At 70.6% G+C, this 22,470-nt stretch carries 23 protein-coding genes; 13 read left to right on the top strand and 10 right to left on the bottom strand.

From position 1 onward, the window contains the following. The first annotated feature begins 490 nt into the window (after positions 1-490). Together ACWEJ6_RS23705 and ACWEJ6_RS23710 are read left to right on the top strand one after the other, a co-directional pair. Positions 491-2,992, top strand: coding sequence for an ATP-dependent Clp protease ATP-binding subunit (locus tag ACWEJ6_RS23705; RefSeq protein ID WP_387671502.1), 2,502 nt, complete (start codon positions 491-493; stop codon positions 2,990-2,992). A 1,218-nt stretch (positions 2,993-4,210) separates the two neighbouring features. Further along, a complete protein-coding gene (locus tag ACWEJ6_RS23710; protein ID WP_357702269.1) occupies positions 4,211-5,149 on the top strand; it encodes a sugar phosphate isomerase/epimerase family protein in 939 nt (312 codons plus the stop codon). Between the two features lie 94 nt (positions 5,150-5,243). On the opposite strand, the gene ACWEJ6_RS23715 is transcribed toward ACWEJ6_RS23710, so the two are convergent. Continuing rightward, positions 5,244-5,714, bottom strand: a complete 471-nt coding sequence (locus ACWEJ6_RS23715) for a MarR family winged helix-turn-helix transcriptional regulator (RefSeq protein WP_452426187.1) — start codon at positions 5,712-5,714, stop codon at positions 5,244-5,246. Between the two features lie 113 nt (positions 5,715-5,827). On the opposite strand from ACWEJ6_RS23715, the gene ACWEJ6_RS23720 reads away from it, so the two are divergent. Together ACWEJ6_RS23720 and ACWEJ6_RS23725 are read left to right on the top strand one after the other, a co-directional pair. Beyond that, on the top strand, positions 5,828-6,151 hold the full coding sequence (locus tag ACWEJ6_RS23720) for a cupin domain-containing protein (RefSeq protein ID WP_452426189.1): 324 nt from the start codon (positions 5,828-5,830) through the stop codon (positions 6,149-6,151). A 61-nt stretch (positions 6,152-6,212) separates the two neighbouring features. Then, a complete protein-coding gene (locus ACWEJ6_RS23725; RefSeq protein ID WP_358291599.1) occupies positions 6,213-6,629 on the top strand; it encodes a cupin domain-containing protein in 417 nt (138 codons plus the stop codon). A 7-nt stretch (positions 6,630-6,636) separates the two neighbouring features. On the opposite strand, the gene ACWEJ6_RS23730 is transcribed toward ACWEJ6_RS23725, so the two are convergent. After that, entirely contained in the window at positions 6,637-7,512 is an 876-nt protein-coding gene (locus ACWEJ6_RS23730) for an A/G-specific adenine glycosylase (RefSeq protein WP_452426191.1), read from the bottom strand. Positions 7,513-7,590: 78 nt separating this feature from the next. On the opposite strand from ACWEJ6_RS23730, the gene ACWEJ6_RS23735 reads away from it, so the two are divergent. After that, a complete protein-coding gene (locus ACWEJ6_RS23735; RefSeq protein WP_387671494.1) occupies positions 7,591-8,262 on the top strand; it encodes a hypothetical protein in 672 nt (223 codons plus the stop codon). 10 nt (positions 8,263-8,272) lie between these two features. On the opposite strand, the gene disA is transcribed toward ACWEJ6_RS23735, so the two are convergent. The 5 genes from disA to ACWEJ6_RS23760 all read right to left on the bottom strand — a co-directional run bounded on the left by disA (position 8,273) and on the right by ACWEJ6_RS23760 (position 12,278). Continuing rightward, complete coding sequence (gene disA / locus ACWEJ6_RS23740; RefSeq protein WP_352358608.1) at positions 8,273-9,349, bottom strand: DNA integrity scanning diadenylate cyclase DisA; 1,077 nt, start codon at positions 9,347-9,349, stop codon at positions 8,273-8,275. 40 nt (positions 9,350-9,389) lie between these two features. Further along, the gene (gene radA, locus ACWEJ6_RS23745) at positions 9,390-10,796 is read right to left on the bottom strand and encodes a DNA repair protein RadA (RefSeq protein ID WP_358291604.1); all 1,407 of its coding nucleotides are present in this window, start codon (positions 10,794-10,796) and stop codon (positions 9,390-9,392) included. Positions 10,797-10,833: 37 nt separating this feature from the next. Then, the gene (gene trxA / locus ACWEJ6_RS23750; RefSeq protein WP_387671491.1) at positions 10,834-11,142 is read right to left on the bottom strand and encodes a thioredoxin; all 309 of its coding nucleotides are present in this window, start codon (positions 11,140-11,142) and stop codon (positions 10,834-10,836) included. After that, complete coding sequence (locus tag ACWEJ6_RS23755) at positions 11,139-11,513, bottom strand: MerR family transcriptional regulator (protein ID WP_352358614.1); 375 nt, start codon at positions 11,511-11,513, stop codon at positions 11,139-11,141. The genes trxA and ACWEJ6_RS23755 overlap by 4 nt, the downstream gene beginning before the upstream one ends. A gap of 66 nt (positions 11,514-11,579) precedes the next feature. Continuing rightward, positions 11,580-12,278, bottom strand: a complete 699-nt coding sequence (locus tag ACWEJ6_RS23760) for a class I SAM-dependent methyltransferase (protein WP_452426195.1) — start codon at positions 12,276-12,278, stop codon at positions 11,580-11,582. 115 nt (positions 12,279-12,393) lie between these two features. Between ACWEJ6_RS23760 and ACWEJ6_RS23765 the strand changes: the two genes are divergently transcribed. The 7 genes from ACWEJ6_RS23765 to ACWEJ6_RS23795 all read left to right on the top strand — a co-directional run bounded on the left by ACWEJ6_RS23765 (position 12,394) and on the right by ACWEJ6_RS23795 (position 19,132). Further along, positions 12,394-13,203 (top strand): sugar phosphate isomerase/epimerase family protein, encoded by an 810-nt coding sequence (locus ACWEJ6_RS23765; RefSeq protein ID WP_358291607.1) that lies wholly within the window; start codon positions 12,394-12,396, stop codon positions 13,201-13,203. Continuing rightward, on the top strand, positions 13,200-13,988 hold the full coding sequence (locus ACWEJ6_RS23770; protein WP_387671488.1) for a class I SAM-dependent methyltransferase: 789 nt from the start codon (positions 13,200-13,202) through the stop codon (positions 13,986-13,988). The genes ACWEJ6_RS23765 and ACWEJ6_RS23770 overlap by 4 nt, the downstream gene beginning before the upstream one ends. A gap of 16 nt (positions 13,989-14,004) precedes the next feature. Continuing rightward, positions 14,005-14,589, top strand: coding sequence for a TetR/AcrR family transcriptional regulator (locus tag ACWEJ6_RS23775; protein ID WP_387671486.1), 585 nt, complete (start codon positions 14,005-14,007; stop codon positions 14,587-14,589). A gap of 126 nt (positions 14,590-14,715) precedes the next feature. Then, a complete protein-coding gene (locus ACWEJ6_RS23780) occupies positions 14,716-16,815 on the top strand; it encodes a (Fe-S)-binding protein (RefSeq protein ID WP_452426198.1) in 2,100 nt (699 codons plus the stop codon). 147 nt (positions 16,816-16,962) lie between these two features. Beyond that, on the top strand, positions 16,963-17,757 hold the full coding sequence (locus ACWEJ6_RS23785; protein ID WP_452426200.1) for a hypothetical protein: 795 nt from the start codon (positions 16,963-16,965) through the stop codon (positions 17,755-17,757). Then, complete coding sequence (locus tag ACWEJ6_RS23790; protein WP_357975264.1) at positions 17,754-18,821, top strand: glycosyltransferase; 1,068 nt, start codon at positions 17,754-17,756, stop codon at positions 18,819-18,821. The genes ACWEJ6_RS23785 and ACWEJ6_RS23790 overlap by 4 nt, the downstream gene beginning before the upstream one ends. Before the next feature lie 29 nt (positions 18,822-18,850). Further along, the gene (locus ACWEJ6_RS23795; protein WP_352327377.1) at positions 18,851-19,132 is read left to right on the top strand and encodes a metal-sensitive transcriptional regulator; all 282 of its coding nucleotides are present in this window, start codon (positions 18,851-18,853) and stop codon (positions 19,130-19,132) included. A 119-nt stretch (positions 19,133-19,251) separates the two neighbouring features. Here the strand turns inward: ACWEJ6_RS23795 and ACWEJ6_RS23800 are convergent, their stop codons facing one another. Together ACWEJ6_RS23800 and ACWEJ6_RS23805 are read right to left on the bottom strand one after the other, a co-directional pair. Beyond that, entirely contained in the window at positions 19,252-19,413 is a 162-nt protein-coding gene (locus ACWEJ6_RS23800) for a hypothetical protein (RefSeq protein ID WP_020540796.1), read from the bottom strand. A gap of 213 nt (positions 19,414-19,626) precedes the next feature. Further along, positions 19,627-20,955: a hypothetical protein gene (locus ACWEJ6_RS23805; protein WP_387672189.1), complete on the bottom strand. Its 1,329-nt coding sequence runs from the start codon at positions 20,953-20,955 to the stop codon at positions 19,627-19,629. A gap of 74 nt (positions 20,956-21,029) precedes the next feature. Here ACWEJ6_RS23805 and ACWEJ6_RS23810 point away from each other — a divergent pair, with 74 nt between their 5' ends. After that, positions 21,030-21,908, top strand: a complete 879-nt coding sequence (locus ACWEJ6_RS23810; protein WP_452426202.1) for a hypothetical protein — start codon at positions 21,030-21,032, stop codon at positions 21,906-21,908. Here the strand turns inward: ACWEJ6_RS23810 and ACWEJ6_RS23815 are convergent. Continuing rightward, on the bottom strand, positions 21,880-22,401 hold the full coding sequence (locus tag ACWEJ6_RS23815; protein ID WP_352358632.1) for a gamma carbonic anhydrase family protein: 522 nt from the start codon (positions 22,399-22,401) through the stop codon (positions 21,880-21,882). The genes ACWEJ6_RS23810 and ACWEJ6_RS23815 overlap by 29 nt on opposite strands. Positions 22,402-22,470 lie beyond the last annotated feature (69 nt).

The following is a 22,470-nucleotide window of genomic DNA, read 5'->3' on the forward strand; positions in this document are numbered from 1 at the left end:
CGCGGGACCCCCGTGCGCACCGGCGATCGGTAACCCGGCTGACCCGATGGGGAATACGTGTGACGTGCGTTGCGTGCCGAGTTGTGCTCAGGGCGTAGCGCCCGCGCTTGGACGCGGTTTGGAGCAGCACATACGATGATTACGTAACAGATACGGGCGCGGGCATCGGAGATGCGTGGCCGGCGGGCACCCCAAGGCCGGCTTCGCCCCGGCGTCCGACGGCCGATCCGTGTTGGTCCGCCCTGGGCCGCGGGCGTCGAATTCCAGGCGCTTCCGGGAAGCGCCTAAACATCGTTCGCTTGCGGCGTATCGGGAACACGTCACCCCCGAACAGTAGTTGGATAGAGGGTGAACGCCCTGCTCTCGGGGAACGTCTCTGCTATAGAGCGTGTCAGCGGCAGTGGGCACGGTTCGCCGAGCCAGGGCTAGCATGCGGGATGACGGGACCGGATTTACCGGCCTGACTGACCGCTCTGTGAGGAGCGACGAGATGTTCGAGAGGTTCACCGACCGAGCGAGGCGTGTTGTCGTCTTGGCCCAAGAAGAGGCCAGGATGCTCAACCACAACTACATCGGCACTGAGCACATTCTTCTTGGTTTGATCCATGAAGGTGAGGGCGTAGCCGCCAAGGCTCTGGAGAGCCTCGGCATCAGCCTTGAGGGTGTGCGCCAGCAGGTCGAGGAGATCATCGGCCAGGGCCAGTCGGCTCCGTCGGGGCACATTCCGTTCACCCCGCGGGCCAAGAAGGTCCTCGAGCTGTCGCTCCGTGAGGCTTTGCAGCTGGGTCACAACTACATCGGCACCGAGCACATCCTGCTCGGGCTCATCCGCGAGGGTGAGGGTGTGGCCGCCCAGGTGCTGGTCAAGCTTGGAGCTGATCTCAACCGTGTCCGGCAGCAGGTCATCCAGTTGCTCCACGGTTACCAGGGCAAGGAGCCGGCCGCCGCGGGCGGTCCCCAGGAGTCGGCGCCGTCCACGTCCCTGGTGCTCGACCAGTTCGGCCGCAACCTGACCCAGGCGGCCCGTGAGGGCAAGCTCGACCCGGTCATCGGCCGTGAGAAGGAGATCGAGCGGGTCATGCAGGTCCTCTCCCGGAGGACCAAGAACAACCCGGTGCTGATCGGCGAGCCCGGCGTCGGCAAGACCGCCGTCGTCGAGGGCCTGTCGCAGAAGATCGTCAGGGGCGAGGTGCCCGAGACGCTGAAGGACAAGCAGCTCTACACGCTTGACCTCGGCGCCCTGGTCGCCGGCTCCCGCTACCGCGGTGACTTCGAAGAGCGCCTGAAGAAGGTGCTCAAGGAGATCCGCACGCGCGGCGACATCATCCTGTTCATCGACGAGCTGCACACGCTCGTCGGCGCGGGCGCCGCCGAGGGCGCGATCGACGCCGCCAGCATCCTCAAGCCGATGCTGGCCCGTGGCGAGCTGCAGACGATCGGCGCCACCACCCTCGACGAGTACCGCAAGTACCTTGAGAAGGACGCCGCGCTGGAGCGCCGCTTCCAGCCGATCCAGGTGGCCGAGCCCTCTCTCAGCCACACGATCGAGATCCTCAAGGGTCTGCGCGACCGCTACGAGGCCCACCACCGCGTCTCCATCACCGACGACGCCCTGGTGGCCGCCGCGCAGCTGGCCGACCGCTACATCAGCGACCGCTACCTGCCCGACAAGGCGATCGACCTCATCGACGAGGCCGGTTCCCGGATGCGCATCCGCCGGATGACCGCTCCGCCGGACCTGCGCGAGTACGACGAGAAGATCGCCAACGTCCGCCGCGACAAGGAGTCCGCGATCGACGCGCAGGACTTCGAGAAGGCCGCTGCGCTCCGCGACCAGGAGAAGCAGCTCCAGCTCAAGCGCGAGCGGCGGGAGAAGGAGTGGAAGGCCGGCGACATGGACGTCGTGGCCGAGGTCACCCAGGAGCTCATCGCCGAGGTCCTGGCGACCGCCACCGGCATCCCGGTCTTCAAGCTGACCGAGGAGGAGTCCCAGCGCCTGCTCCGCATGGAGGACGAGCTCCACAAGCGGATCATCGGCCAGGACGACGCCATCAAGGGTCTGTCGCGGTCCATCCGGCGTACCCGCGCCGGTCTGAAGGACCCGCGCCGTCCCGGTGGCTCGTTCATCTTCGCGGGCCCGTCCGGTGTCGGTAAGACCGAGCTGTCCAAGGCTCTGGCGGAGTTCCTCTTCGGCGACGAAGACGCTCTGATCAGCCTGGACATGTCGGAGTTCATGGAGAAGCACACCGTCTCCAGGCTGTTCGGCTCGCCTCCCGGCTACGTCGGCTACGAGGAGGGCGGTCAGCTCACCGAGAAGGTGCGGCGCAAGCCGTTCTCCGTGGTCCTGTTCGACGAGATCGAGAAGGCCCACCCCGACATCTTCAACTCGCTGCTGCAGATCCTGGAAGACGGTCGCCTGACCGACGCCCAGGGCCGCGTGGTCGACTTCAAGAACACGGTCATCATCATGACCACCAACCTCGGCACCCGTGACATCTCCAAGGGCATCGGGGTCGGGTTCGCGAAGTCCAACGACACCGAGTCCAACTACGAGCGGATGAAGGCGAAGGTCCAGGAGGAGCTCAAGCAGCACTTCCGGCCCGAGTTCCTCAACCGTGTCGACGACATCGTGGTCTTCCACCAGCTGACGCCGAACGAGATCATCAAGATCGTCGATCTGATGCTCGCCCAGGTCGACGCCAGGCTGAAGGACCGCGACATGGGTCTCGAGGTCTCGCCGGAGGCCAAGCAGCTGCTCGCCGACCGCGGTTACGACCCGGTCATGGGCGCCCGGCCGCTGCGCCGTACGATCCAGCGCGAGCTGGAGGACTCCCTGTCCGAGAAGATCCTCTACGGCGAGCTCCGTCCGGGGCAGGTCGTGAAGGTGACGATCGAGGGCGAAGGCGACAACGCCAAGTTCGTCTTCAAGGGCGAGTCCGCCTCGACGGTCCCGGACTCGGCGGCGGCGATCGCCGCGCCGATCCAGCACTGACCGACCACCACCGAAAACCCCCGCCCCGGCGGGGGTTTTCGCGTTCCATCCCCCGACGCCCGACGCCCGACGCCTGACGCCTGACGCCTGACGCCTGACGCCTGACGCCCGACGCCCGACGCCCGACGCCCGTCGCCCGTCGCCCGACGCCCGTCGCCCGTCGCCCGTGGTCCGGCCCCCGGCCCCCGATGCCCGACGTCCGGCCCCCGGCGTCCGGCTCCCGGCGTCTGGCCCCCGGCGTCCGGCTCCCGGCGTCCGGCTCCCGGCGTCCGGCTCCCGGCGTCCGGCTCCCGGCCCCCGGCCCCTGACGCCTGACGCCCGATGCCCGATGCCCGGCGTCCGGCCCCCGACGTCCGGCCCCCGACGTCCGGCCCCCGACGTCCGGCCCCCGATGCCCGATGCCCGATGCCCGTGGTCCGGCCCCCGGCCCCCGGCCCCCGGCCCCCGGCCCCCGGCGCCTGACGGCCGACCGCGGATCGTCGACCCCTGACCGCGGATCGCCGACGGCCGACTCCCGGGCCCCGACGGCCGATCGCCGTCCACTCACAGCCGACCGCCGGTGCCTGACCGCCAGCTAGCGACCAGCGACCGCCGTCCGCCAGCGCCCGGCCACTGACCCGTCCACTGACCCCCGTCCACTGACGACCGGCCCCGGCCTCCGACCGGGCGCTGGTGTTGCAGCGCCGCACGTCTTCGGGGTGCCAGCATTCTGCGGCGCCCTTCTCCTGGGCGCTGGGTCTCTGCGGCGCCGTTGTTGGCTCCGGTTTACGGCGGGCCTGGTGGGTCCTGGCGCCGTACGCGGCTGAGGACCCTGCAGGGGCGGGAACTGAGGCCGTACGTGGCTAGTTCCGGTGCGCGGCGCGTGTCCCTGGTCCGGGGCACGTTTGGACGTCGATGAAGGGGCTGGGCCTCTCGTTCGGCCCTCAGGGCGAGCTGCCTCTGTGGTGGCTTCGAGGGGCGTGGGGTGGGTTGTTGCTTAATTGTTGGATGGGTGGGTACGCCGCCACCGGTAGTAGTACTACACTGCGTAGAGCATCGCCAAGTCTCATCCAAGTGATCCGCAAGAGCGTGTTCCTAGAGTCGGAGCTGCTCCCTGGGGAGTAGTAAGGAATCGACTCAGGGCGGACGCGTGCGCCACCCGGAAGCAGGCATGCTCACATAGGGTTCGCGCGTCTGAGGCGGGCGACGGGAACACTCAAGCAAGCCGTGGAGGAACCGATGCGCCTGCGTCACAACGACGGAACGCTCGTTCACCTCGCCTACAACGCAGGTATCCACCCTGCCGAGGACCTGGAGAACCTGATCGCGCACCTGACCCGCTACGCGGTGCCGGTGCGTAAGAGGCTGGGCGTGGAGCGGATGGGCATCGGGCTGTGGTTGTCGCCCGGCGTCGCCGACCACCTCACGGCCGACCGCATCGAGCTCGTACGGCTGCGCCGCTCCCTGGAGGAGCGCGGCCTGGAGGTCGTCAGCCTCAACGGCACCGGCGGACGCAACCAGGAGGTCCCCGGCCCCGACTGGGCCAAGCCCGAGCGCTACCGCTACACCATGGCGCTGGCCAAGATCCTGGCCTTCCTGCTGCCCGACGACGTACGGTTCGGCAGCATCTCGACGATCCCGATCGGCTGGCGCCGCGACTGGCCCGCCGACCTGCACGCCATCGCCACGCGCCGCCTGGAGCGGCTGGCCCGCGAACTGCGCGGCATCTACAGCGTGACCGGGAAGACCATCAGGGTCGGCTTCGAGCCGTGGCCGGGGTGCGTCCTGGAGACGACCGAGCAGGCGCTGGAGCGGGTGGGCGGCATCGACTCCGAGCACCTGGGCGTGTGCCTGGACGCCTGTCACCTCGCCTGCGGGGCCGAGGAGCCCGGCGCGGCGCTGAAGGGCCTGGCGGAGGCCGGTGCGCCCGTCGTCAAGCTGGGGCACGTGCACAACCACACGGGCGAGACGCCGAGCACCGGCGCGGTGCTGCACGACACGCTGACCGCGATGTTGTCCGGCGCGGTCAGCGGGAGCGCGCACATCGAGGTCGAGACGCACAACCTGTTCGTGCCGGGGCGCGCGAAGGGGCCGGGCGCGCTGGTGTCGCTGCTGGCCGAGGAGCTGGCCTGGGCCCGTACGAACCTGACCAGCCTCGGCCTGCAACTGGCCGCCTGATCAAGAGGCCGGGGCCGGTGGAGCATGCGTACCGGTTCCGGCTCGGCTGATCCAGTCAGAGGCCGGGGCACCGGTTCCGGCTCGGCTGATCCACTCAGAGGCCGGCGAACCAGCCTGGCGTGTCCAGCCGCCACATGTTCGCCGGCGTCATCCTGCGCAGGTCCGACTCCAGGGCCCGCAGGCGCTCCTCGCCCAGCTCCGCGGCCCATCGGGCGCGCAGCTCGTCGAAGATGCGGGCCGAGCGGTCGAGCGCGTCGACGCCGCGGGGCGTGAGGCGCACGATCTTGCGCCGGGTGTCGAAGTCGTCCCTGGTGCGCTCGACGTAGCCGGCGCGTTCGAGGGTCTCGATCGTCTTGCCCGCGGCCTGCTTCGACACGCCCAGGGTACGGCCCAGGTCGACGGCGGTCGTGCCGCGCGTGCCGATCGCCTGCATGACGAACCCGTGGTTCGGACGGAGTTCCGGATGGCCCTGGCGGGCCAGCTCGGCGTGCAGCTCGTCGATGAGCGTGCGGAAGGCCAGCAGAAGTCGTAGAGGCAGTTCGAAGCCTGGGGTGTCGCTTGACAAGATAGACAACCTGGTTAACTATATAGACAACGTGGTTGCCTATCTTAAGGGGTTTGAACGTGTCTGTCATTCGTGCCGCGGATTCCCGGCGTTCCGAGACGCCGAGCGGGGTCATGACCACTTTCGCCTCGCCGACGCAGGGCGGTGCCTCGTGCGCGCTCTGGCGGGTCGACGCGAAGCCGGGTGTGGCGGGGCCCCAGCACGACATCGACACCGAGCAGGTGTGGAGCTGGCTCGCCGGCGGTGCCACCGTCGAGCTGGGCGACGAACGGTTCGCGGTGGGCGCGGGCGACACCGTCGTCATGCCCGCTCATGTCCTGCGCAGGGTGGTGGCCGACGAGCACGCCGGCTTCACGGCCGTCGTCACCGCCGCCGGCGGCGCCAGGGCCCTCATGCCCGACGGCACCGACGTCGGCACGCCGCCGTGGATCGCGTGATCGTCATCAGGAACGGGCGCGGCGCGGGGCTGTGCCCAGCCGAGAAGAAGGAGCTTGTGTGATGCCTGTCGTCATGTCCGCCGACGCGCGTGCGGTCCGTACGCCCAACGCCCTGATGACCACGCTCGCCTCGCCCACCCAGGGCGGGGCCGGGCAGGTCATGTGGCGGGTGGACGCCAACCCCGGCATGGAGGGCCCGGTGCACGCCGCCGACCGCGAGCTGGTGTGGACCTGGCTGGCCGGCGGCGCGGTCGTCGAGCTGGGCGGCGAGCGGTTCGAGGTCGGGGCGGGCGACACCATGGTCCTGCCGGCCGACGTGAGCCGGCAGATGTTCGCCGACCCCGAGCACGGGTTCGTCTCGATCGTGGTCGCGCCGCCGGGCGTGGAGGTCTACAACCCCGGCGGCGAGTCCGCGCCGGACGCCTGCGACCTGGCCCCGAAGGGCACGGACCGCACCGTGCCCCCGTGGATGGCCTAGCGGGCGCTCAGGAGTGCGGCAGCCGGTACGTGCCGTCGTCGAGCACCTCGGCCAAGCCGTCGGCGACCAGGCCGTCGAGGGCGCGTTCGCGCTGGGTCGCGTCGTCCCACACCACGTCGAGGGCCGCCTTCGGCACCGGGCCGTGGGCCGCGCGGAGCACCGCGAGCAGGCGGCCGCGACACTGGCGGTCGGTGCCGGCGTACGTCTGGCCCTTGCGGGCGGGACCGGTGTGGGGTGGTTTGCCGGCCAGCCGCCACGCGCACAGGTCGGCGATCGGGCAGTCGGCGCAGCGCGGCGCGCGGGCCGTGCAGACCAGCGCGCCCAGTTCCATCACGGCCACGCCCCAGCGGGCCGCGCCCAGCTCGGGCAGCAGCGCCTCGGCCAGCCGCCGCTCGGCCGCCGAGGTGGCCGTGGGCGGGTACTCCTCGGCCCGTACGGCCCTCGCGAACACCCGGCGCACGTTGGTGTCCAGGACGGCGTGCCGGCCGCCGTACGCGAAGCTGGCGACCGCGGCGGCGGTGTACTCCCCGATGCCCGGCAGGGCCAGCAGCGTCGCGTGGTCGGTGGGCACCTCGCCGCCGTGCTCGTCGGCGATGGCGCGGGCGCAGGCGTGCAGGCGCAGCGCCCGGCGCGGATAACCGAGCCGGCCCCAATGCCGTACGGCCTCGCCCGGCGGCTCGGCGGCCAGCGACTTGGGCGTGGGCCAGCGGGCCATCCACTCCAGCCACACCGGCAGGACGCGGACCACCGGGGTCTGCTGCAGCATGATCTCGCTGACCAGCACTCCCCACGGGGTCGCGTCGTCGGCGCGCCAGGGGAGGTCTCGGGCGTTGTCCTCGTACCACTCCAGAACGGGGGCGTGCAGGAGGTTCGGCTCAACCACGCGGTCAAGCGTATTCGTAGACGGGCTCGTTCGGCGTGTCGTCACTGTTGGTAGCCGATCAATTACCATGCTGTGCCTATGGATCCGGATTCGATGGGTGGCGACGGCGGTGACGTCTACTGGCGGCGTCGCATGAGCGTGCTGGTGGCCGTGCTCGTCGTGGTGGCCGTGGTGGCGTGGGCGTGCTCCAGCGGGGGCTCCGGGCCGGAACGCTCGTCCAGCGCGCAGAGCTCACCGAGCGCGACGCCCGCCACCGATCCGCTGCTCGCGGGCCTGCGCACGCTCGCCATGGGGACGGCCAGCCCGTCGCCCACCCCCGCGCCCAAGGAGAGCCCGGCCGTCAAGCCGAGGCGGCCGGGGGAGCCGTGCCCGCAGGACAGCCTGGTGCTGAGCCTCCAGGGCGGCAAGGAGCCGATCTACACCGGCGCGGCGCGTCCGACCTTCATCGTCACGCTGGTCAACACCGGGCCGGTGATGTGCACGGCCGACGTCGGGCCGCGGGCCATGGAGATCCGCATCACCTCGGGCGCCGACCGCATCTGGTCCACCGCCGACTGCGTCAGCGGGGTGGGCACCGAGGTCAGGGAGCTGCAGCGCGGGATCCCGTACGTGCGCACCCTGGAGTGGGACCGGCGCCGGTCGAGCACCGACTGCCGCTCGTCCCCGGCCTCCGCCCTGCCCGGCACGTACGTGGCCACCGCCCGCATGGGCGCGCTGCGCAGCGGCAAGGGCGTCTTCCACCTGCGGTGAGCGGCCGGCCTCAGACGTAACGTTCGAGGATCGACGACTCCGCCAGGCGGGACAGGCCCTCGCGGACGCTGCGGGCGCGCGACTCCCCGACGCCGCCCACCTCCTGCAGGTCGTCGATGCTGGCGGCCAGCAGCTTCTGCAGGCCGCCGAAGTGGTTGACCAGGCGGTCGACCACCGTGGCGGGCAGCCGGGGCACCTTGGCCAGCAGCCGGAAGCCGCGCGGGCTCACCGGGCTGTCGAGCCGCTCGGCGCCGCCGTGGCCCAGCACGTGCGCCACGGCCGACAGGTCGAGCAGCTCGGCGCCCGACAGGTGGTCGAGGTCGTGCAGGGCCTCGACCAGGCGCTTCTGGCGGCGGCTCGCGGGGGCCGGCAGGTAGTCGCGCACGACCAGCTCGCGCTCGGAGTCGACGCCCGCCACCAGCTCGTCGAGCTGCAGCGACAGCAGCCGGCCGTCGGTGCCGAGCTCGACCACGTAGCCCTTGATCTCGTCGGAGATGCGCCGGACCATCTCCAGGCGCTGGGCCACCGCCGACACGTCGCGCACGGTGACGAGGTCTTCGATCTCCAGCGCCGACAGGGTGCCGGAGACCTCGTCGAGCCGGTGCTTGTAGCGCTCAAGGGTGGCCAGGGCCTGGTTGGCCTTGGACAGAATGGCCGCGGACTCCTCCAGCACGTAGCGGATGCCGTCGAGGTAGAGGGCGATGATCCGCATGGACTTGCTGATCGCGATGATGGGCAGGCCCGTCTGCCTGGCCACGCGCTGGGCGGTGCGGTGGCGGGTGCCCGACTCGTCGGTGGGGATCGCGGGATCGGGGACGAGGTGCACGGCCGCGCGCACGATCTTCTGGTCGTTGCTCACCACGATCGCGCCGTCCATCTTGGCCAGCTCGCGCAGGCGGGTGGCCGAGAACTCGACGTCGAGCTCGAAGCCGCCGCTGCAGACCTCTTCGACGGTCCTGTTGTGGCCGAGCACGATCAGGCCGCCGGTCTGCCCGCGCAGGATGCGCTCCAGGCCGTCGCGCAGCGGAGTGCCCGGCGCCACGGCGGCCAAAGCGTCGCGACGGCGGTCGTCAAGACTCCTGTCCACCTGACCCCCGTGTCGATTGGTCACGCCCAGCTTAGCCGTGCTATGTGACGTGCGTGAGTGCGTCCCAGACGTTCTCGGCCTGGACGACCTCGAACCCGGGGGCGAACGCCACGGGCCCGACGGGCACCAGAGCCCGCTGCCCGTTGCGCTTCCCGGCGCCCGTCTCCAGGGATCCGGCGGGCACGAGCGCCCGCTTGAAACCCAGCCTGGACGCCTCGGTCAGCCGCCGGCGCACGTCTTTGACCGGGCGCAACTCGCCCGCCAGGCCCACCTCGCCGAGGGCCACCAGACCGGGCGGCAGCGGCTTGTCGCCCGCGGCGCTCGCGACGGCGAGCATGACCGCCAGGTCGACGGCCGGATCGGCCAGCTTGATGCCGCCCACGGTGGCGGTGAACACGTCGCAGCCGCCGAGCCGGGCGTTGAGCCGGCGCTCCAGCACGGCGAGGATCATCTGGACGCGGTAGGTGTCGAGCCCCGAGGACGTGCGCCGCGGCTGCTGGGCCTCGGTGCGGGCCACGAGCGCCTGCACCTCGGCGGGCAGCGGGCGGGTGCCCTCGACGGTGACGGTGACGCAGGTGCCGGCGACCGGCTCGCTGCGCCGCGAGACGAACAGCCCGCTCGGGTCGGTGATGCCCTCGATGCCGCGCTCGTGCAGGTCGAAGCAGCCGACCTCGTCGGTGGGGCCGAACCTGTTCTTGATCGCGCGGACCATGCGCAGCCTGGAGTGGCGGTCGCCCTCGAAGTTGAGCACGACGTCGACCAGGTGTTCGAGGGTGCGGGGGCCGGCGATCGAGCCCTCTTTGGTGACGTGGCCCACGAGGACCGTGGCGAGGTTGCGCTCCTTGGCCATGCGCACCAGGTTGGCGGCCACCTCGCGCACCTGGGTCACGCCGCCCGGCACGCCGGTGGTCTGGGCCGAGCCGACCGTCTGGACCGAGTCGACCACCAGCAGGCTGGGCTCGACCTTGTCGACGTGGGTGATCAGCGCCGACAGCTCGGTCTCGGCGGCGAGGTAGAGGTTGTCCTGGATGGCGCCGATGCGGTCGGCCCGCAGGCGCACCTGGGCCGCCGACTCCTCGCCCGTCACGTAGAGGACGGTGGTGCGCTCGGCGATGCGGGCCGCGGCCTCCAGCAGCAGCGTGGACTTGCCGATGCCGGGCTCGCCGGCCAGCAGCACCACCGCGCCGGGCACCAGGCCGCCGCCGAGCACCCGGTCGAGCTCGCTCACCCCGGTGGTGCGGGCCGCGGCCACCTCGGCCTTGACCTGGCCGATGGGCAGCGCGGGCCCGGTGGTCGCGCCGCCCTGGACGACGTTGACCCCGGCGCGCGCGCCCTCTTCGTCGACAGTGCCCCACGCCTGGCACTCGCCGCACCTGCCGACCCACTTGCTGGTGCGCCAGCCGCACTCGGCACAGCGGTAACCGGGCTTCTGCGCTGTCTTGGCCATGTCGAGCAGGCTAGCGGCCCCTGCCGACAATCCTCGACTACCGCGTGAGGCCCAGTTCCTGCACCAGCAGGCGCTTGGGCCGGGCGCCGACGATCTGCCTGACGGGCTCGCCGTTCTCGAACAGCAGCAGCGTGGGCAGGCCCATCACGCCGTAGCGGGACATGATCTCGGGGTTCTCGTCGGTGTTGAGCTTGCCGATGGCCAGGCCGTGCTCGGCCTCGATCTCGTCCAGGACCGGGGCCACCATGCGGCACGGCGGGCACCACTCGGCCCAGAAGTCGACCAGCACCGGCTTGTCGCTCTTGAGCACCTGCTCCTCGAAGTTGTCGGTGGTCAACTTGATCATTTGTCTCCCCTAACGAAACAGCCGGGACACGACTGGGCGAGCTGGGCGGCGACCTCGGCGCGGCGGGCGAGCAGCACCCGGATCTCCTCGTCGATCTGCATGATCTTGCGCTGGTAGACCTCGACGGACTCCCGGCAGGAACCGCCCGAGCTGTGGCCCGAGCGCAGGCAGTCGACGAAGGGACGGGTGTCCTCCAGCGTGAATCCGACCGAGAGCAGCGACCGGATCTCGGCCACCAGCTTGACGTCCTCCTCGGCGTACTCGCGGTAGCCGTTGGGGCCGCGTCTGGCCGAGAGCAGGCCGTGCTGCTCGTAGTAGCGGAGTGAACGGGTGCTCACCCCGGTGCGTTCCGCCAGCTCCCCGATGCGCATGCCACCACGGTAAACGTTGACGCCGACGTCAATGTCAAGCCCGCCGAACGGAGTGAGGCCATGAGTTCAGAAGTGGCGCCAGCGCAGCACGTTCGGGTAGAAGATCTCCAGGCCGGGGGTCTCCGCGACGGCCTGCTCGGCCACCTCGGGGGCGAACTCGATGCGCAGCACGGCCTCCAGGTCGGCCCGGCGCTCGAAGGTCATCGTGAGGTCGAGCGGCCGCCGCTGCCACCCCTGACGGACCCAGAACGCCTCCACCTCGCGCGCCGAGTACGTCGGCACCGTGCGGGAGAACCAGCGGCCGAACGAGCCGCGGGTGGCGTCGAGGTCGATGACGAACGCCGCGCCGCCGCGGCGTACGACGCGGGACAGCTCGCGCAGGCCGGGCTCGCAGCCGGGGCCGAAGAAGTAGGCCCAGCGGGCCATGGCCACGTCGACGCTGGCGTCGGGCAGCGGGAGGTCCTGGGCGGCGGCGGCGTGCACCGAGACGTTGGGCAGGTTCGCGCAGCGGCGGCGGGCCAGGCCGGCCAGGTCGCCGTGCGGCTCGACGCCGATCACGGCGGCCGCGTCGGCGGCCAGGACGGGCAGGTGGAAGCCGGTGCCGCAGCCGATGTCGAGCACGGTGGCGCCCGCCCAGGGGCGCAGCTCGCGCATCGCGGCGTCGGCCGCGCCTTCGGGGTCCACGGCGCGGTTCTCCAGCTCGTAGACCTGGGGAGCGTTCCAGATGTTCGGGCTGGGGATCGCGCCTCTGGCTATCCGTGGCATGGGCCCAACCGTAGCGGGGTTCGAGGGAGTGTCTTTGAGGTGGGATGGGGGGTTGGGTAGGGCTATCTGGTGGGGCTCACGCGCCAGAGGCGCTTCTCCGGCTTAGGCTGGCAACGTGGCTGATGTCATCCGCGTGCCCAATGCGAAGATCGCATTGTCCACCGCCTCGGTATATCCAGAACGCACTCCCGACGCGTTCGAACTGGCCGCGCGCCTGGGCTACGACGGTGTCGAGATCATGGTCGGCGCCGATCCGGTGAGCCAGGACATCGACGTGATCGAGCGGCTGTCCGAGCACTACCAGGTGCCCGTCCTGGCGATCCACGCGCCCTGCCTGCTCGTGACGCAGCGGGTGTGGGGCAGAGACCCCTGGGCCAAGCTGGTCAGGGCGCAGAAGGCGGCTGAGCGCCTCGGCGCCTCGACCGTCGTGGTGCACCCGCCGTTCCGCTGGCAGCGCGACTACGCCCGCGACTTCGAGAACGGCCTGGCCCGCATGCGTGACGAGACCGATGTCACGTTCGCGGTCGAGAACATGTTCCCGCTGCGCGCCAGGGGCAACGACGTGGTGCCGTACTCGCCCGACTGGAACCCGATCGACTACGACTTCCCGCAGGTCACCCTCGACCTGTCGCACACCGCGGTGTCCGGCTCCGACGCCATGGAGATGGCCACCAAGCTCGGCGACCGGCTCGCCCACCTCCACCTGGCCGACGGCATGGGCGTGACCAACAAGGACGAGCACCTGGTCCCCGGCAGGGGCAACCAGCCGTGCGCCCAGATGCTGGAACGCCTGGCGAACTCGGGCTACGGCGGCCTGGTGGTGCTGGAGATCAACACCCGCAAGGCGGCCAGCCGCACCGAGCGCGTCGACGACCTGGCCGAGGCGCTGGCCTTCGCCCGCCTGCACCTGGCGGCGTCCCGATGAACGTGGGGCCGACCAGGAACGTGGGGCCGACCAGAGACCTCGCGCGGGTCTTCGACAGCGTGGCCGACGCCTACGACGCGGGCCGCCCGTCCTATCCCGACGAGATGTACCGCGCGCTCACCGAGGTGACCGGCATCGAGCTCGACGGCGCCACCGCGATCGACGTGGGCGCGGGCACCGGCATCCTGACGCACGCGCTGCGGGCCCGCGGCTCCCAGGTGATCGCGGTGGATCCGGGGGCGGAGATGCTGGCCCGGCTGGTCACGCGGATCGACGGCGAGCCGCCGGCGGTCGCCGCGGTGATCGCCGACGGCAACGCGCTGCCGCTGGCCGACGGGGTGGCCGATCTGGTGACGTACGCCCAGTCGTGGCACTGGCTCGACCCCGTCGTCTCGATCGCCGAGGCCAGGCGGGTGCTGCGGCCCGGCGGCGCGATCGTGGGCTGCTGGAACCTGCACCACGCGGCGCAGGCCGAGTGGCTGGCCGCCTACGAGGCGCGGCTGGCCGAGGCGGTGCCCACGTACTGGGGGCCGGCGGTCGAGGAGTGGTCGGTGCCGCCGATCGCCGCGGCCTTCGAGGTGGTCCAGGAGCGCTGGATCCCGTGGACGAGACTGGTCGGCATCGAGGACTTCCTGCTCGACCTGCGCTCCCACTCGTACATGGCGGCGCTGTCGCCGGACGCGGCCGACGAGCTGGTCGGGCGGCAGCGCGGGGAGCTCAGGAAGGCCTTCCCCGAGGGCGTGCTGTCGGTGCCGATGCGGGTGTACCTGGCGGTGGGCCGGTGACCGGCGGGACGCGGCCATGAGCAACGTACGACGCCGTCCCGGCCGCAGGCCCGGGTCGGCCGACACGCGCGGCGAGATCCTGACGGCGGCGCGGCGGGTGTTCGCCGAGAAGGGCTTCGACAAGGCCACGGTGCGCGGGATCGCGCGGGAGGCCAAGGTCGACCCGGCTCTGGTCCACCACTACTTCGAGACCAAGGAGGGCATGTTCGCGGCGGCCATGCAGCTGCCGATCACCCCCGACGAGGTCGTCCCGCTGTTGCTGGACGGCCCGCGCGAGGAGATCGGCGAGCGGTTGGTGCGGATGATCCTGCGGGTGACCGCCGAGCCGGAGACCCGCGAGCCGATGATCGCCCTGATGCGCTCGGCGCTCACGAACGAGCAGGCGGCGGCGATGTTCCGCGAGTTCATCACGAACGCGCTGCTCTTCCAGGTGGCCGACCGCCTTGGTGTTCCGCACCTACGCATCGAGGCAGCTTTTGGCCAGATGTACGGCGTGATCATGGGCCGTCACGTGATCAAATTGGAGCCGATGGCCAGCGCCGATCCGGAGGAGCTCGTCGAACTGATCGCCCCGACCATACAGAGGTACTTCACGGCGTAGAGCATTGTTCTGTATAGGGCACTGACCATAGGGTATGGATGTCATCCCGGGAAGTTACTGGCCGGTAAGCTTCCTGGAAACACGTGTCCGTATGCTGGCAGCCATCGTCGTCTGTGGGAGGACCCCGTGCTCTGGGTAGCGATCATCGGGCTGGTCATGACCGTCCTGGCGGTGGCCGTCGCCGGCCGCAGGGTGTTGTTCCTGTTCAGGCTGGCGACCTCCGGGCCGCCCGCGCCCGAACGCGTCGAGTACGCCAAGGAGCACGCCGCCGACGAGCTCAAGGCCCAGCTCGTCGAGGTCTTCGGCCAGAAGAAGCTGCTGAAGTGGACGCCGTCCGGCACGGCCCACTTCTTCGTCATGTGGGCGTTCTTCATCCTGCTGACCGTCTACATCGAGGCGTACGGCGCGATCATCCAGGGCGCGATCACCGGTGAGCCCGACTTCCACATCCCGCTCATCGGCACCTGGGGCGTGCTCGGCTTCCTCCAGGACTTCATCGCCGTCGCGTGTCTGCTCGGCCTGGTCGCCTTCGCGATCATCCGGGTCAAGAACTCGCCCAAGACGCTGGGCCGCAAGTCGCGCTTCTCCGGCTCGCACCTCGGCGGCGCGTGGCTCGTCCTGTTCATGATCTTCAACATCATCTGGACGCTGTTCCTGGCCCGCGGCGCCTCGGCGGCCAACGGCAACTTCCCCTACTCCTCCGGCGCGTTCGTCTCGCTCGCGCTCGGCGACGCGCTGCCGGTCAGCCCGCTGCTGGAGGAGATCGCGCTGCTCCTGCACATCGGCTTCATGCTGGTGTTCCTGGTCATCGTGGTGAACTCCAAGCACCTGCACATCTTCACCGCGCCGCTCAACGTGCTGTTCTCCCGGCGTCCCAACGGGCTCGGCGCCGCGTCCGAGCTGCGCGTCGACGGCAAGCTCGTCGACTTCGAGGACGAGGAGCTCGACGCCGAGCGCCTGGGCCGCGGCAAGATCGGCGACACCACCTGGAAGGGCTTCCTCGACTTCTACTCCTGCACCGAGTGCGGCCGCTGCCAGTCGCAGTGCCCGGCCTGGAACACCGACAAGCCGCTCTCGCCGAAGATGCTCATCCTCGACCAGCGCGACCACGCCTTCAAGGTGGCCCCTTACCTGATGGCCGCCAGCACCGAGCACGCCGACACCGACGTGCTGGCGCTGCTGGAGAAGCCGCTCGTCGGCGAGGACGGCGTCATCCACCCCGACGTGCTGTGGTCGTGCACCAACTGCGGCGCCTGCGTCGAGCAGTGCCCGGTGGACATCGAGCACATCGACCACATCCTCGACATGCGCCGCTACCAGGTCATGGTGGAGTCGTCGTTCCCGTCCGAGGCGGGGGTGATGGTGAAGAACCTGGAGAACAAGGGCAACCCGTGGGGCATGTCCGAGATGAAGCGGGCCGACTGGATCGAGGAGCTCGACTTCGAGGTCGAGCTGGTCGAGGAGAAGATGCCCGAGGACGCCGAGTACCTGTTCTGGGTGGGCTGCGCGGGCGCCCTGGAGGACCGCGCCAAGAAGACCACCAAGGCGGTCGCCGAGCTGCTGCACATCGCGGGCGTGAAGTTCGCGGTGCTCGGCCCGATGGAGGCGTGCACCGGTGACCCGGCCCGCCGCCTGGGCATGGAGTACCTGTTCAACATGCTCGCCCAGCAGAACATCGAGACGCTGAACGAGGCCGGCGTCAAGAAGATCGTCGCGACCTGCCCCCACTGCTTCAACACCCTGGCCAACGAATACCCGCAGCTCGGCGGCACCTACGAGGTCGTGCACCACACGCAGCTGCTGTCGAAGCTGGTGGACGAGGGCCTGCTCACCCCGGTCACGCCGATCGAGGAGAAGATCACCTACCACGACCCGTGCTTCCTCGGCCGCCACAACAAGGTCTACTCCCAGCCCCGCGACATCATGTCGAAGGTGCCCGGCGTGCAGACCCAGGAGATGCACCGCCACAAGGACCGCGGCTTCTGCTGCGGCGCGGGCGGCGCGCGCATGTGGATGGAGGAGCGCATCGGCAAGCGCATCAACACCGAGCGGGTCGACGAGGCGCTCACCACGAATCCCGACACCGTCTCGACCGCGTGCCCGTTCTGCATGGTGATGCTCGGCGACGCGATCAACGAGAAGAAGAACAACGGCGAGGCCAAGGAATCGCTGGAAGTCGTGGACGTCGCGCAGCTGTTGATCAAATCGGTCAAGGGCGCTTCCTGACCACGGAAAGTCGGACTCCTCTACAGGCTCTGTAGAGGAGTTCCGCACGTCACGGGCCTCCTCGCTGGAAATCTCCCATCCACATAACGGGAAAATCACGGTAACCTCAACGTCGCATGGCCTTATTCGACGGGGAGGGGGCTAGTGATGCGCGTCGTGGTCACGGACGCCGAAGTCACCCTGGCCGACGTGCTCTCCCTGCGACTCGCCATCGATGAGCCCCTGCGTGACGGCACCGAGCTCGTGCTGCGCCATCGCGCCACGGGGGTCGAGCGCGACGTGCGCCTGGGCCGCACGGGAAGCCGGACGCGGGAGGCCACGCTGGCCGTCTCGCTGGCGCCGCTGGAGCTGACCGCCGGCCGCTGGGACGCCTACCTGCGGCACGAGGGCAGCCGCAGCAGGCTGCGCAGCGTCGACCCGGGGTTCTCCCTCGACCACCTCGACGCGTACGCGCTGTGCCGGCGGACGCTGGCCTACCGGTCGTACCGGACGCGGAACGGGTTTCTGGCCCTGAAGATAGCCGACGCCGCGCCGGTGGCCGAGGTGCGGGCGATCTGGTTCAGGGAGGGCCGGTTCGAGGTGACGGGGCTGCTGGCGTACACCGGGCTGGAGGACGACGACGCGCGCCGTGAGGCCACGCTCACCCTCGACCGCAGGCCGACCAGGGAACGGGTGTCGGCCAACGCCACCGTCCAGGGGGTGCGCTTCCACGCGGCGGTGTCGCTGGTGAACGTGGTCGAGGCCGACCCCGACACGGCCGGCACCTGGGAGCCCGCATTGCAGGTCGAGGGCGTGCCCACGCCGCTGCGGCTGGGCGCCTGGCTCGACGACGTCGACGGCAAACGAAGACGGCTGCACTATCCGTCGGCCGAGATCGACGGCGTGCCCGTCCGGCCCTGTTACACCGCCGACGACGAGCTGCGCATCGAGGTGGGCGGATGAAGGTCAGCCTGGTGCTCGCCTCGGCGTACGGCATGCGCGGCGACGTGCGCGCGACGCTCAACCTCGCCACCGCCCTGTCCGAGCGGCACGAGGTCGAGGTCATCAGCGTCCGGCGGCAGAAGGAGAAGCCGTTCTTCCCCATCGGCTCCAAGGTGGCCATGCGCAGCCTGGTCGACGCCCGTCCGGGGGTGCGCCACCTGCTGCCGCGCGGCCAGATGCGCACCGAGATGGCGCTCTGGCGGCTGCTGCGCGGGCTCAGGTCCGACGTGCTGATCACCACCAGGCCGGGCATCGGCGTCCAGGTGGCGCGGCATGCTCCACGTGAAACCCTCAAGATCGCCAGGGAGTGGGGGCGGCCCGCCGTCCCCGGGCCGGTGCAGCGGCTCTACCCGCGCCTCGACGCGGTCGTGACGGCCACGGAGTCGGCCCAGGAGGAGTGGGGCAGGCTGCTCGGCGACGGGTCCGCCGTCCACTCCGTGCCGGACGCGCTGCCGGGCGGCCCGTGGCCGCGCTCGCGGATGGACAACCGGATCGTGGCGGCCGGGGGCCGGTGGGTGTCGGTCAAGGCGTACGACCGGCTGATCAGGGCGTTCGCGATCGTGGCGGACAAACGTCCCGACTGGCGGCTGCGGCTCTACGGCGGCGGCCCCGAGGAGCGGCGGCTGCGGTCGCTGGTGAACGAGCTCAATCTGCACAACCACGTCTACTTCATGGGCGTCACGCCCGACCTGGCGGGGGAGTTCGCCAAGGCGTCGATCGTGGCCAACCCCTCCCGCAGCGAAGACCTGGGCATGACCGTGCTGGAGGCCATGGGGTGCGGGGTGCCGGTGGTGGCCTTCGAGGGCGCCAGGGGCCCCAGGGAGTTCGTCGCGACCGGCTACAACGGCGTGCTGGTGCCCGAGAGCGAGAGCGAGGCGCAGCACTTCGCGGGCGCGCTGCTCGCGCTCATCGACGACGAACGTCGCCGGCGCTCGCTCGCGGCGGGCGCCCTCGACACCGCCGTCCGCCATTCGGCCGAGGAAGTCGCCGAACAGTGGGAGAAGCTGCTGTCAGATCTCCGCTAGCTCATACGGGTTACGGGTACCGTAGAAGCATGCATGGGTACAGCGGAGACAAGCAGGCATATCTGACGCGCCTCCGGCGAATCGAGGGCCAGATCAGGGGCCTGCAGCGCATGGTCGACGACGATGCCTACTGCATCGACGTGCTCACCCAGGTCTCCGCGGCCACGCGGGCCCTCCAGGCCGTGGCGCTCGGGCTGCTGGAGGAGCACATCTCCCACTGCGTCGCCGACGCGATCAACACGGGCGGCCCGGAGGCCGAGGCGAAGGTGAAGGAGGCGTCGGCCGCCATCGCCCGCCTGGTCAAGTCGTAGGGGGTCGCCTCCTCCATACGTAGGAGAGGCACACCCTCGATTGACTAGTTACCTGTAATAGCCGGGAACCACTGTCCCGGACCCCACAGGAGCCCGGGACAGGTAATTTTCGATGGTCTTCAGCGACTCGCCGAAGTCCGCAATCCGAGCGCGTCGTCGAGTTCGTCCAAGGTCAGCCGCCGTTCGCTGACAGCCACGGCAGTGAGCACCTCGGCGTAGAGCGCAATCTCGTCCAACGCGACACGGTCGTGGACCCGAGAGTCCAGGTCGTCGTGCCCCACCGCGTCGTCCTTCCTTCCGCAGCCCACACCCTCTACGAGGTTACGGCGGGGGACCTTCTCGCGACATGGCCCATCGGAGTCATTCCTTTCGGCGTCACGGGGGCCCCACAGGGATCATTTCCCGAAGTCGAGATCACAATTCAGCGAATTGCCCGGTGACTGAAGTGATAGCGGGATATAGGCGGAGTAAGGGTGAATAACGGTAATAGTGCGTTAGGGGTGACCGATGTGGTGGTCGTCCCGTTCGTGGATCAGCTCACGGACCAGCGCGCTCTGGCCGGCCAGGCCGTGTTGCGGCACCTTGGCGCCGGTCAGCCGGCCCCACGCCAGGCACGTGGCGTACGCCGCGCCCAGCACGGCCGCCTTGCTCTCCCGGTCGGGCGGCGTCACCACCGCCGCCTGCGGCACGGGCGCACCGCCCGGACGCACGGCGAAGCCCTCCGGCTCGGTGCGCTCGGCCGCCGACGTGCCCGTCAGCCCGGCACGCTCCAACTCCACGTACGCCCGCCGCAACCGGTGGTTCAGCCGCTCGGGCAACATCCTCCTGGAGTCCGACAGATCGGCCAGGTACGCCGCCGCCGCCCCTGACGCGTCCTGCACGAAGCCCAGCGCCTCGACCAGGTCGTACACCGAGTGGGCGAAGTACGCGTCGGGATCGGTCTCCGGCAGCAGGGCCAGCGCCAGCCGCGGCGGGCAGCGGTCGAGCCAGGCCCGGCGCACGGCGTCGTCGCCCCGCGCGGCCGTGGCGTCGTCGCGGCCGGGCCGGCGCAGCACCGGCTCCACCATCGTGAGCAGCGCCAGCGCCCGCGGCCTGAACCGGATGTCGGACAGCAGCACCTGGGCGGTGTCGGCGATCAGCGCGGCCAGCCGGAGCGCGGCCCGCGGACGGCCGGCGCGGGTGCGCTCGGACACCAGCGTGACCAGGTCGAGCAGCGGCGGCGCGGGCAGCCAGCGCACCCATTCGTCGCCGGGCAGCGAGCGGCGCAGGTACTCGCCGAACAGGGTGATCAGGCGCTCGTTGCCGTCGAAGGCCGGCGCGTACGCGCACCACATGATCGTCCCCCAGACGGCGGCGACCGTGCTCGGCACGTCGGCGGCGAAGATCTCCCCGAAGGCGGTCAGCGGGTAGTCCAGCTCCGACTTGCGCCCGGCGCCGCGGACCATCTCCGCGATCTGCCCGGTCACCACCGGCAGCACGTCGGGGCCGATGAACGCCTGGGTCGAGCCGGGCTCGGCGGCGAAGTCGGGCCCGGTGGGCACCACCTGGTCCGGCAGCGCGGCCGTGGCGTGCCCCACCTTGCGCGCCCGTTCGCCCCTGGGCGGCGGCGCGGGGTGCCAGCGGCCGTCGCCGGGGTCGTGCAGGTGCCAGCGCGCGTACGCGCCGTAGAGCCAGCGGTCGCCGTCCTGGGTCACCAGGACCCTGGCCGCCAGGACGTGCGCGCGGTCGGGCACGGACAGGCCCTGCCAGCGCGGGTCCGCGACCATCGCGCGGACCTCCGCCTCTGCCGAGGTGAACGCATCCCAGGGGCGCACGGCCGTCATCGTACTGGGCCGCCCGACGTCACCCGTCGGCATTTCACGGCAGAATGTCCGCTATGAGGGCAAAGGTGGCAGGGGTGTTGGCAGTGGCGGGTGTGGTGAGCGGCTGCGGGACCGCCGCGGCGCCGCCCACTCCCACCGGTCCCGGCGTGCTCACCGTCCAGAACGCCCAGGCGCCCGCGCCCGGCGGCGAGGTCGGATCGGCCTCCAGCGAGTTCGCCGACGCCGCGGAGCTGGCCGTGTGGAGCAAGCTGAGCGACACCGAGAAGGACGTCGACAGGATCGCCAAGCTCGACGTGAACAAGACCGCCAAGGGCGCCCTCTACCTGGAGCCGAAGACCTCCACCTGGTACGACGGCTTCCGCGGCCCCTTCGTCTACCAGGAGCTGGCCGGGGACATCGTCATGCACGCCCGGGTCAAGGTCACCGGCAAGAAGGGCGGCAGGCCGGCGCGCAAGTTCTCGCTCGGCGGGCTCATGGCCCGCCAGCCCGGCACGTACGACAAGCCCGTGTGGATGTCCGTCACCACCGGCACCGCCGACGCGGCCGGGCAGGTCGAGGCCAAGTTCACCCAGGACGGCAGCTCCAAGCCGCTGGAGGTGGCGGTCAAGGACGGCTGGGTGGACCTCGTCCTGGCCAGGCTGGGCCGGGTCGCCGTCGCGCTCTACAAGGAGGACGGCGGCGCCTGGAAGGTCGCCAGACGCTGGCCCTCGAACCTCCCCGAGGTGCTGCAATGGGGTGTCACCGCCTACACCGACTGGGACAGCTACGGCGCGCTGAAGAAGGACGCCGCCAAGGCCAACGCCAAGCAGATCAAGGGCGCCCCCGATCTCAAGCTGACCGTCGACTTCGTCCGCTTCCTCCGCCCCGAGCTGCCGGACTACGCCGACCCGCTCAACACCGCCTCGGTGTCGGACCAGGTCCTGATCAAACTGCTGACGCCTGCCGGTGCCTGACCGCCTTGGCCATGTAGTTGTCCGGCGTGCGGGCGAAGGAGGCCCGGTCGTCGTCGGTGAGCTCGCGCACGATCCTGCCGGGCACGCCGGCGACCAGCACCCCGGACGGGATCTTCTTGCCCGGCCCGACCAGCGCTCCCGCGGCGACCAGCGTGCCCGCGCCCACCCGGGCGCCGCCGAGCACGATCGCGCCGATGCCGACCAGCGCGCCGGTCTCGACGTGCGCGCCGTGGACCATGGCCTTGTGGCCCAGGCTGACCCGGTCCTCCAGGATCGCGGGCTGGCCGGCGTCGGCGTGCAGGCAGCACAGATCCTGTACGTTGCACTCCTCGCCGATCTCGATCCGCTCGTCGTCCCCTCGGAGAACGGAGCCGTACCAGATGCTGGACATCCGGCCCACCCGCACACTCCCGACCACGACGGCGCCCGGCGCGATGTACGCCTCCGGGTGGATGTCCGGCACTGCCCCGTCGTCCAACGCTGCTATGTACATTCGTCCAATCGTAATTCCCGCCCCAGGTGTGGCGTTCCGGTTGCGGACGTGGGCAGATGGCAGGAAAGT

The sequence above is a fragment of the Nonomuraea sp. NPDC004702 genome (genome assembly GCF_053601695.1).

Bases quoted from the DNA above. Each gene is read 5' to 3' on its own strand.
- ACWEJ6_RS23770 (WP_387671488.1), top strand. From the start codon at position 13,200: ATGAACGTGGGGCCGACCAGGAACGTGGGGCCGACCAGAGACCTCGCG.
- ACWEJ6_RS23735 (WP_387671494.1), top strand. From the start codon at position 7,591: ATGGATCCGGATTCGATGGGTGGCGACGGCGGTGACGTCTACTGGCGG.
- ACWEJ6_RS23710 (WP_357702269.1), top strand. From the start codon at position 4,211: ATGCGCCTGCGTCACAACGACGGAACGCTCGTTCACCTCGCCTACAAC.
- ACWEJ6_RS23785 (WP_452426200.1), top strand. From the start codon at position 16,963: ATGCGCGTCGTGGTCACGGACGCCGAAGTCACCCTGGCCGACGTGCTC.
- ACWEJ6_RS23755 (WP_352358614.1), bottom strand. From the start codon at position 11,513: ATGCGCATCGGGGAGCTGGCGGAACGCACCGGGGTGAGCACCCGTTCA.
- ACWEJ6_RS23760 (WP_452426195.1), bottom strand. From the start codon at position 12,278: ATGCCACGGATAGCCAGAGGCGCGATCCCCAGCCCGAACATCTGGAAC.
- ACWEJ6_RS23720 (WP_452426189.1), top strand. From the start codon at position 5,828: ATGACCACTTTCGCCTCGCCGACGCAGGGCGGTGCCTCGTGCGCGCTC.
- ACWEJ6_RS23815 (WP_352358632.1), bottom strand. From the start codon at position 22,401: ATGTACATAGCAGCGTTGGACGACGGGGCAGTGCCGGACATCCACCCG.
- ACWEJ6_RS23795 (WP_352327377.1), top strand. From the start codon at position 18,851: ATGCATGGGTACAGCGGAGACAAGCAGGCATATCTGACGCGCCTCCGG.
- radA (WP_358291604.1), bottom strand. From the start codon at position 10,796: ATGGCCAAGACAGCGCAGAAGCCCGGTTACCGCTGTGCCGAGTGCGGC.
- ACWEJ6_RS23725 (WP_358291599.1), top strand. From the start codon at position 6,213: ATGCCTGTCGTCATGTCCGCCGACGCGCGTGCGGTCCGTACGCCCAAC.
- ACWEJ6_RS23705 (WP_387671502.1), top strand. From the start codon at position 491: ATGTTCGAGAGGTTCACCGACCGAGCGAGGCGTGTTGTCGTCTTGGCC.
- ACWEJ6_RS23805 (WP_387672189.1), bottom strand. From the start codon at position 20,955: ATGACGGCCGTGCGCCCCTGGGATGCGTTCACCTCGGCAGAGGCGGAG.
- ACWEJ6_RS23775 (WP_387671486.1), top strand. From the start codon at position 14,005: ATGAGCAACGTACGACGCCGTCCCGGCCGCAGGCCCGGGTCGGCCGAC.
- trxA (WP_387671491.1), bottom strand. From the start codon at position 11,142: ATGATCAAGTTGACCACCGACAACTTCGAGGAGCAGGTGCTCAAGAGC.
- ACWEJ6_RS23790 (WP_357975264.1), top strand. From the start codon at position 17,754: ATGAAGGTCAGCCTGGTGCTCGCCTCGGCGTACGGCATGCGCGGCGAC.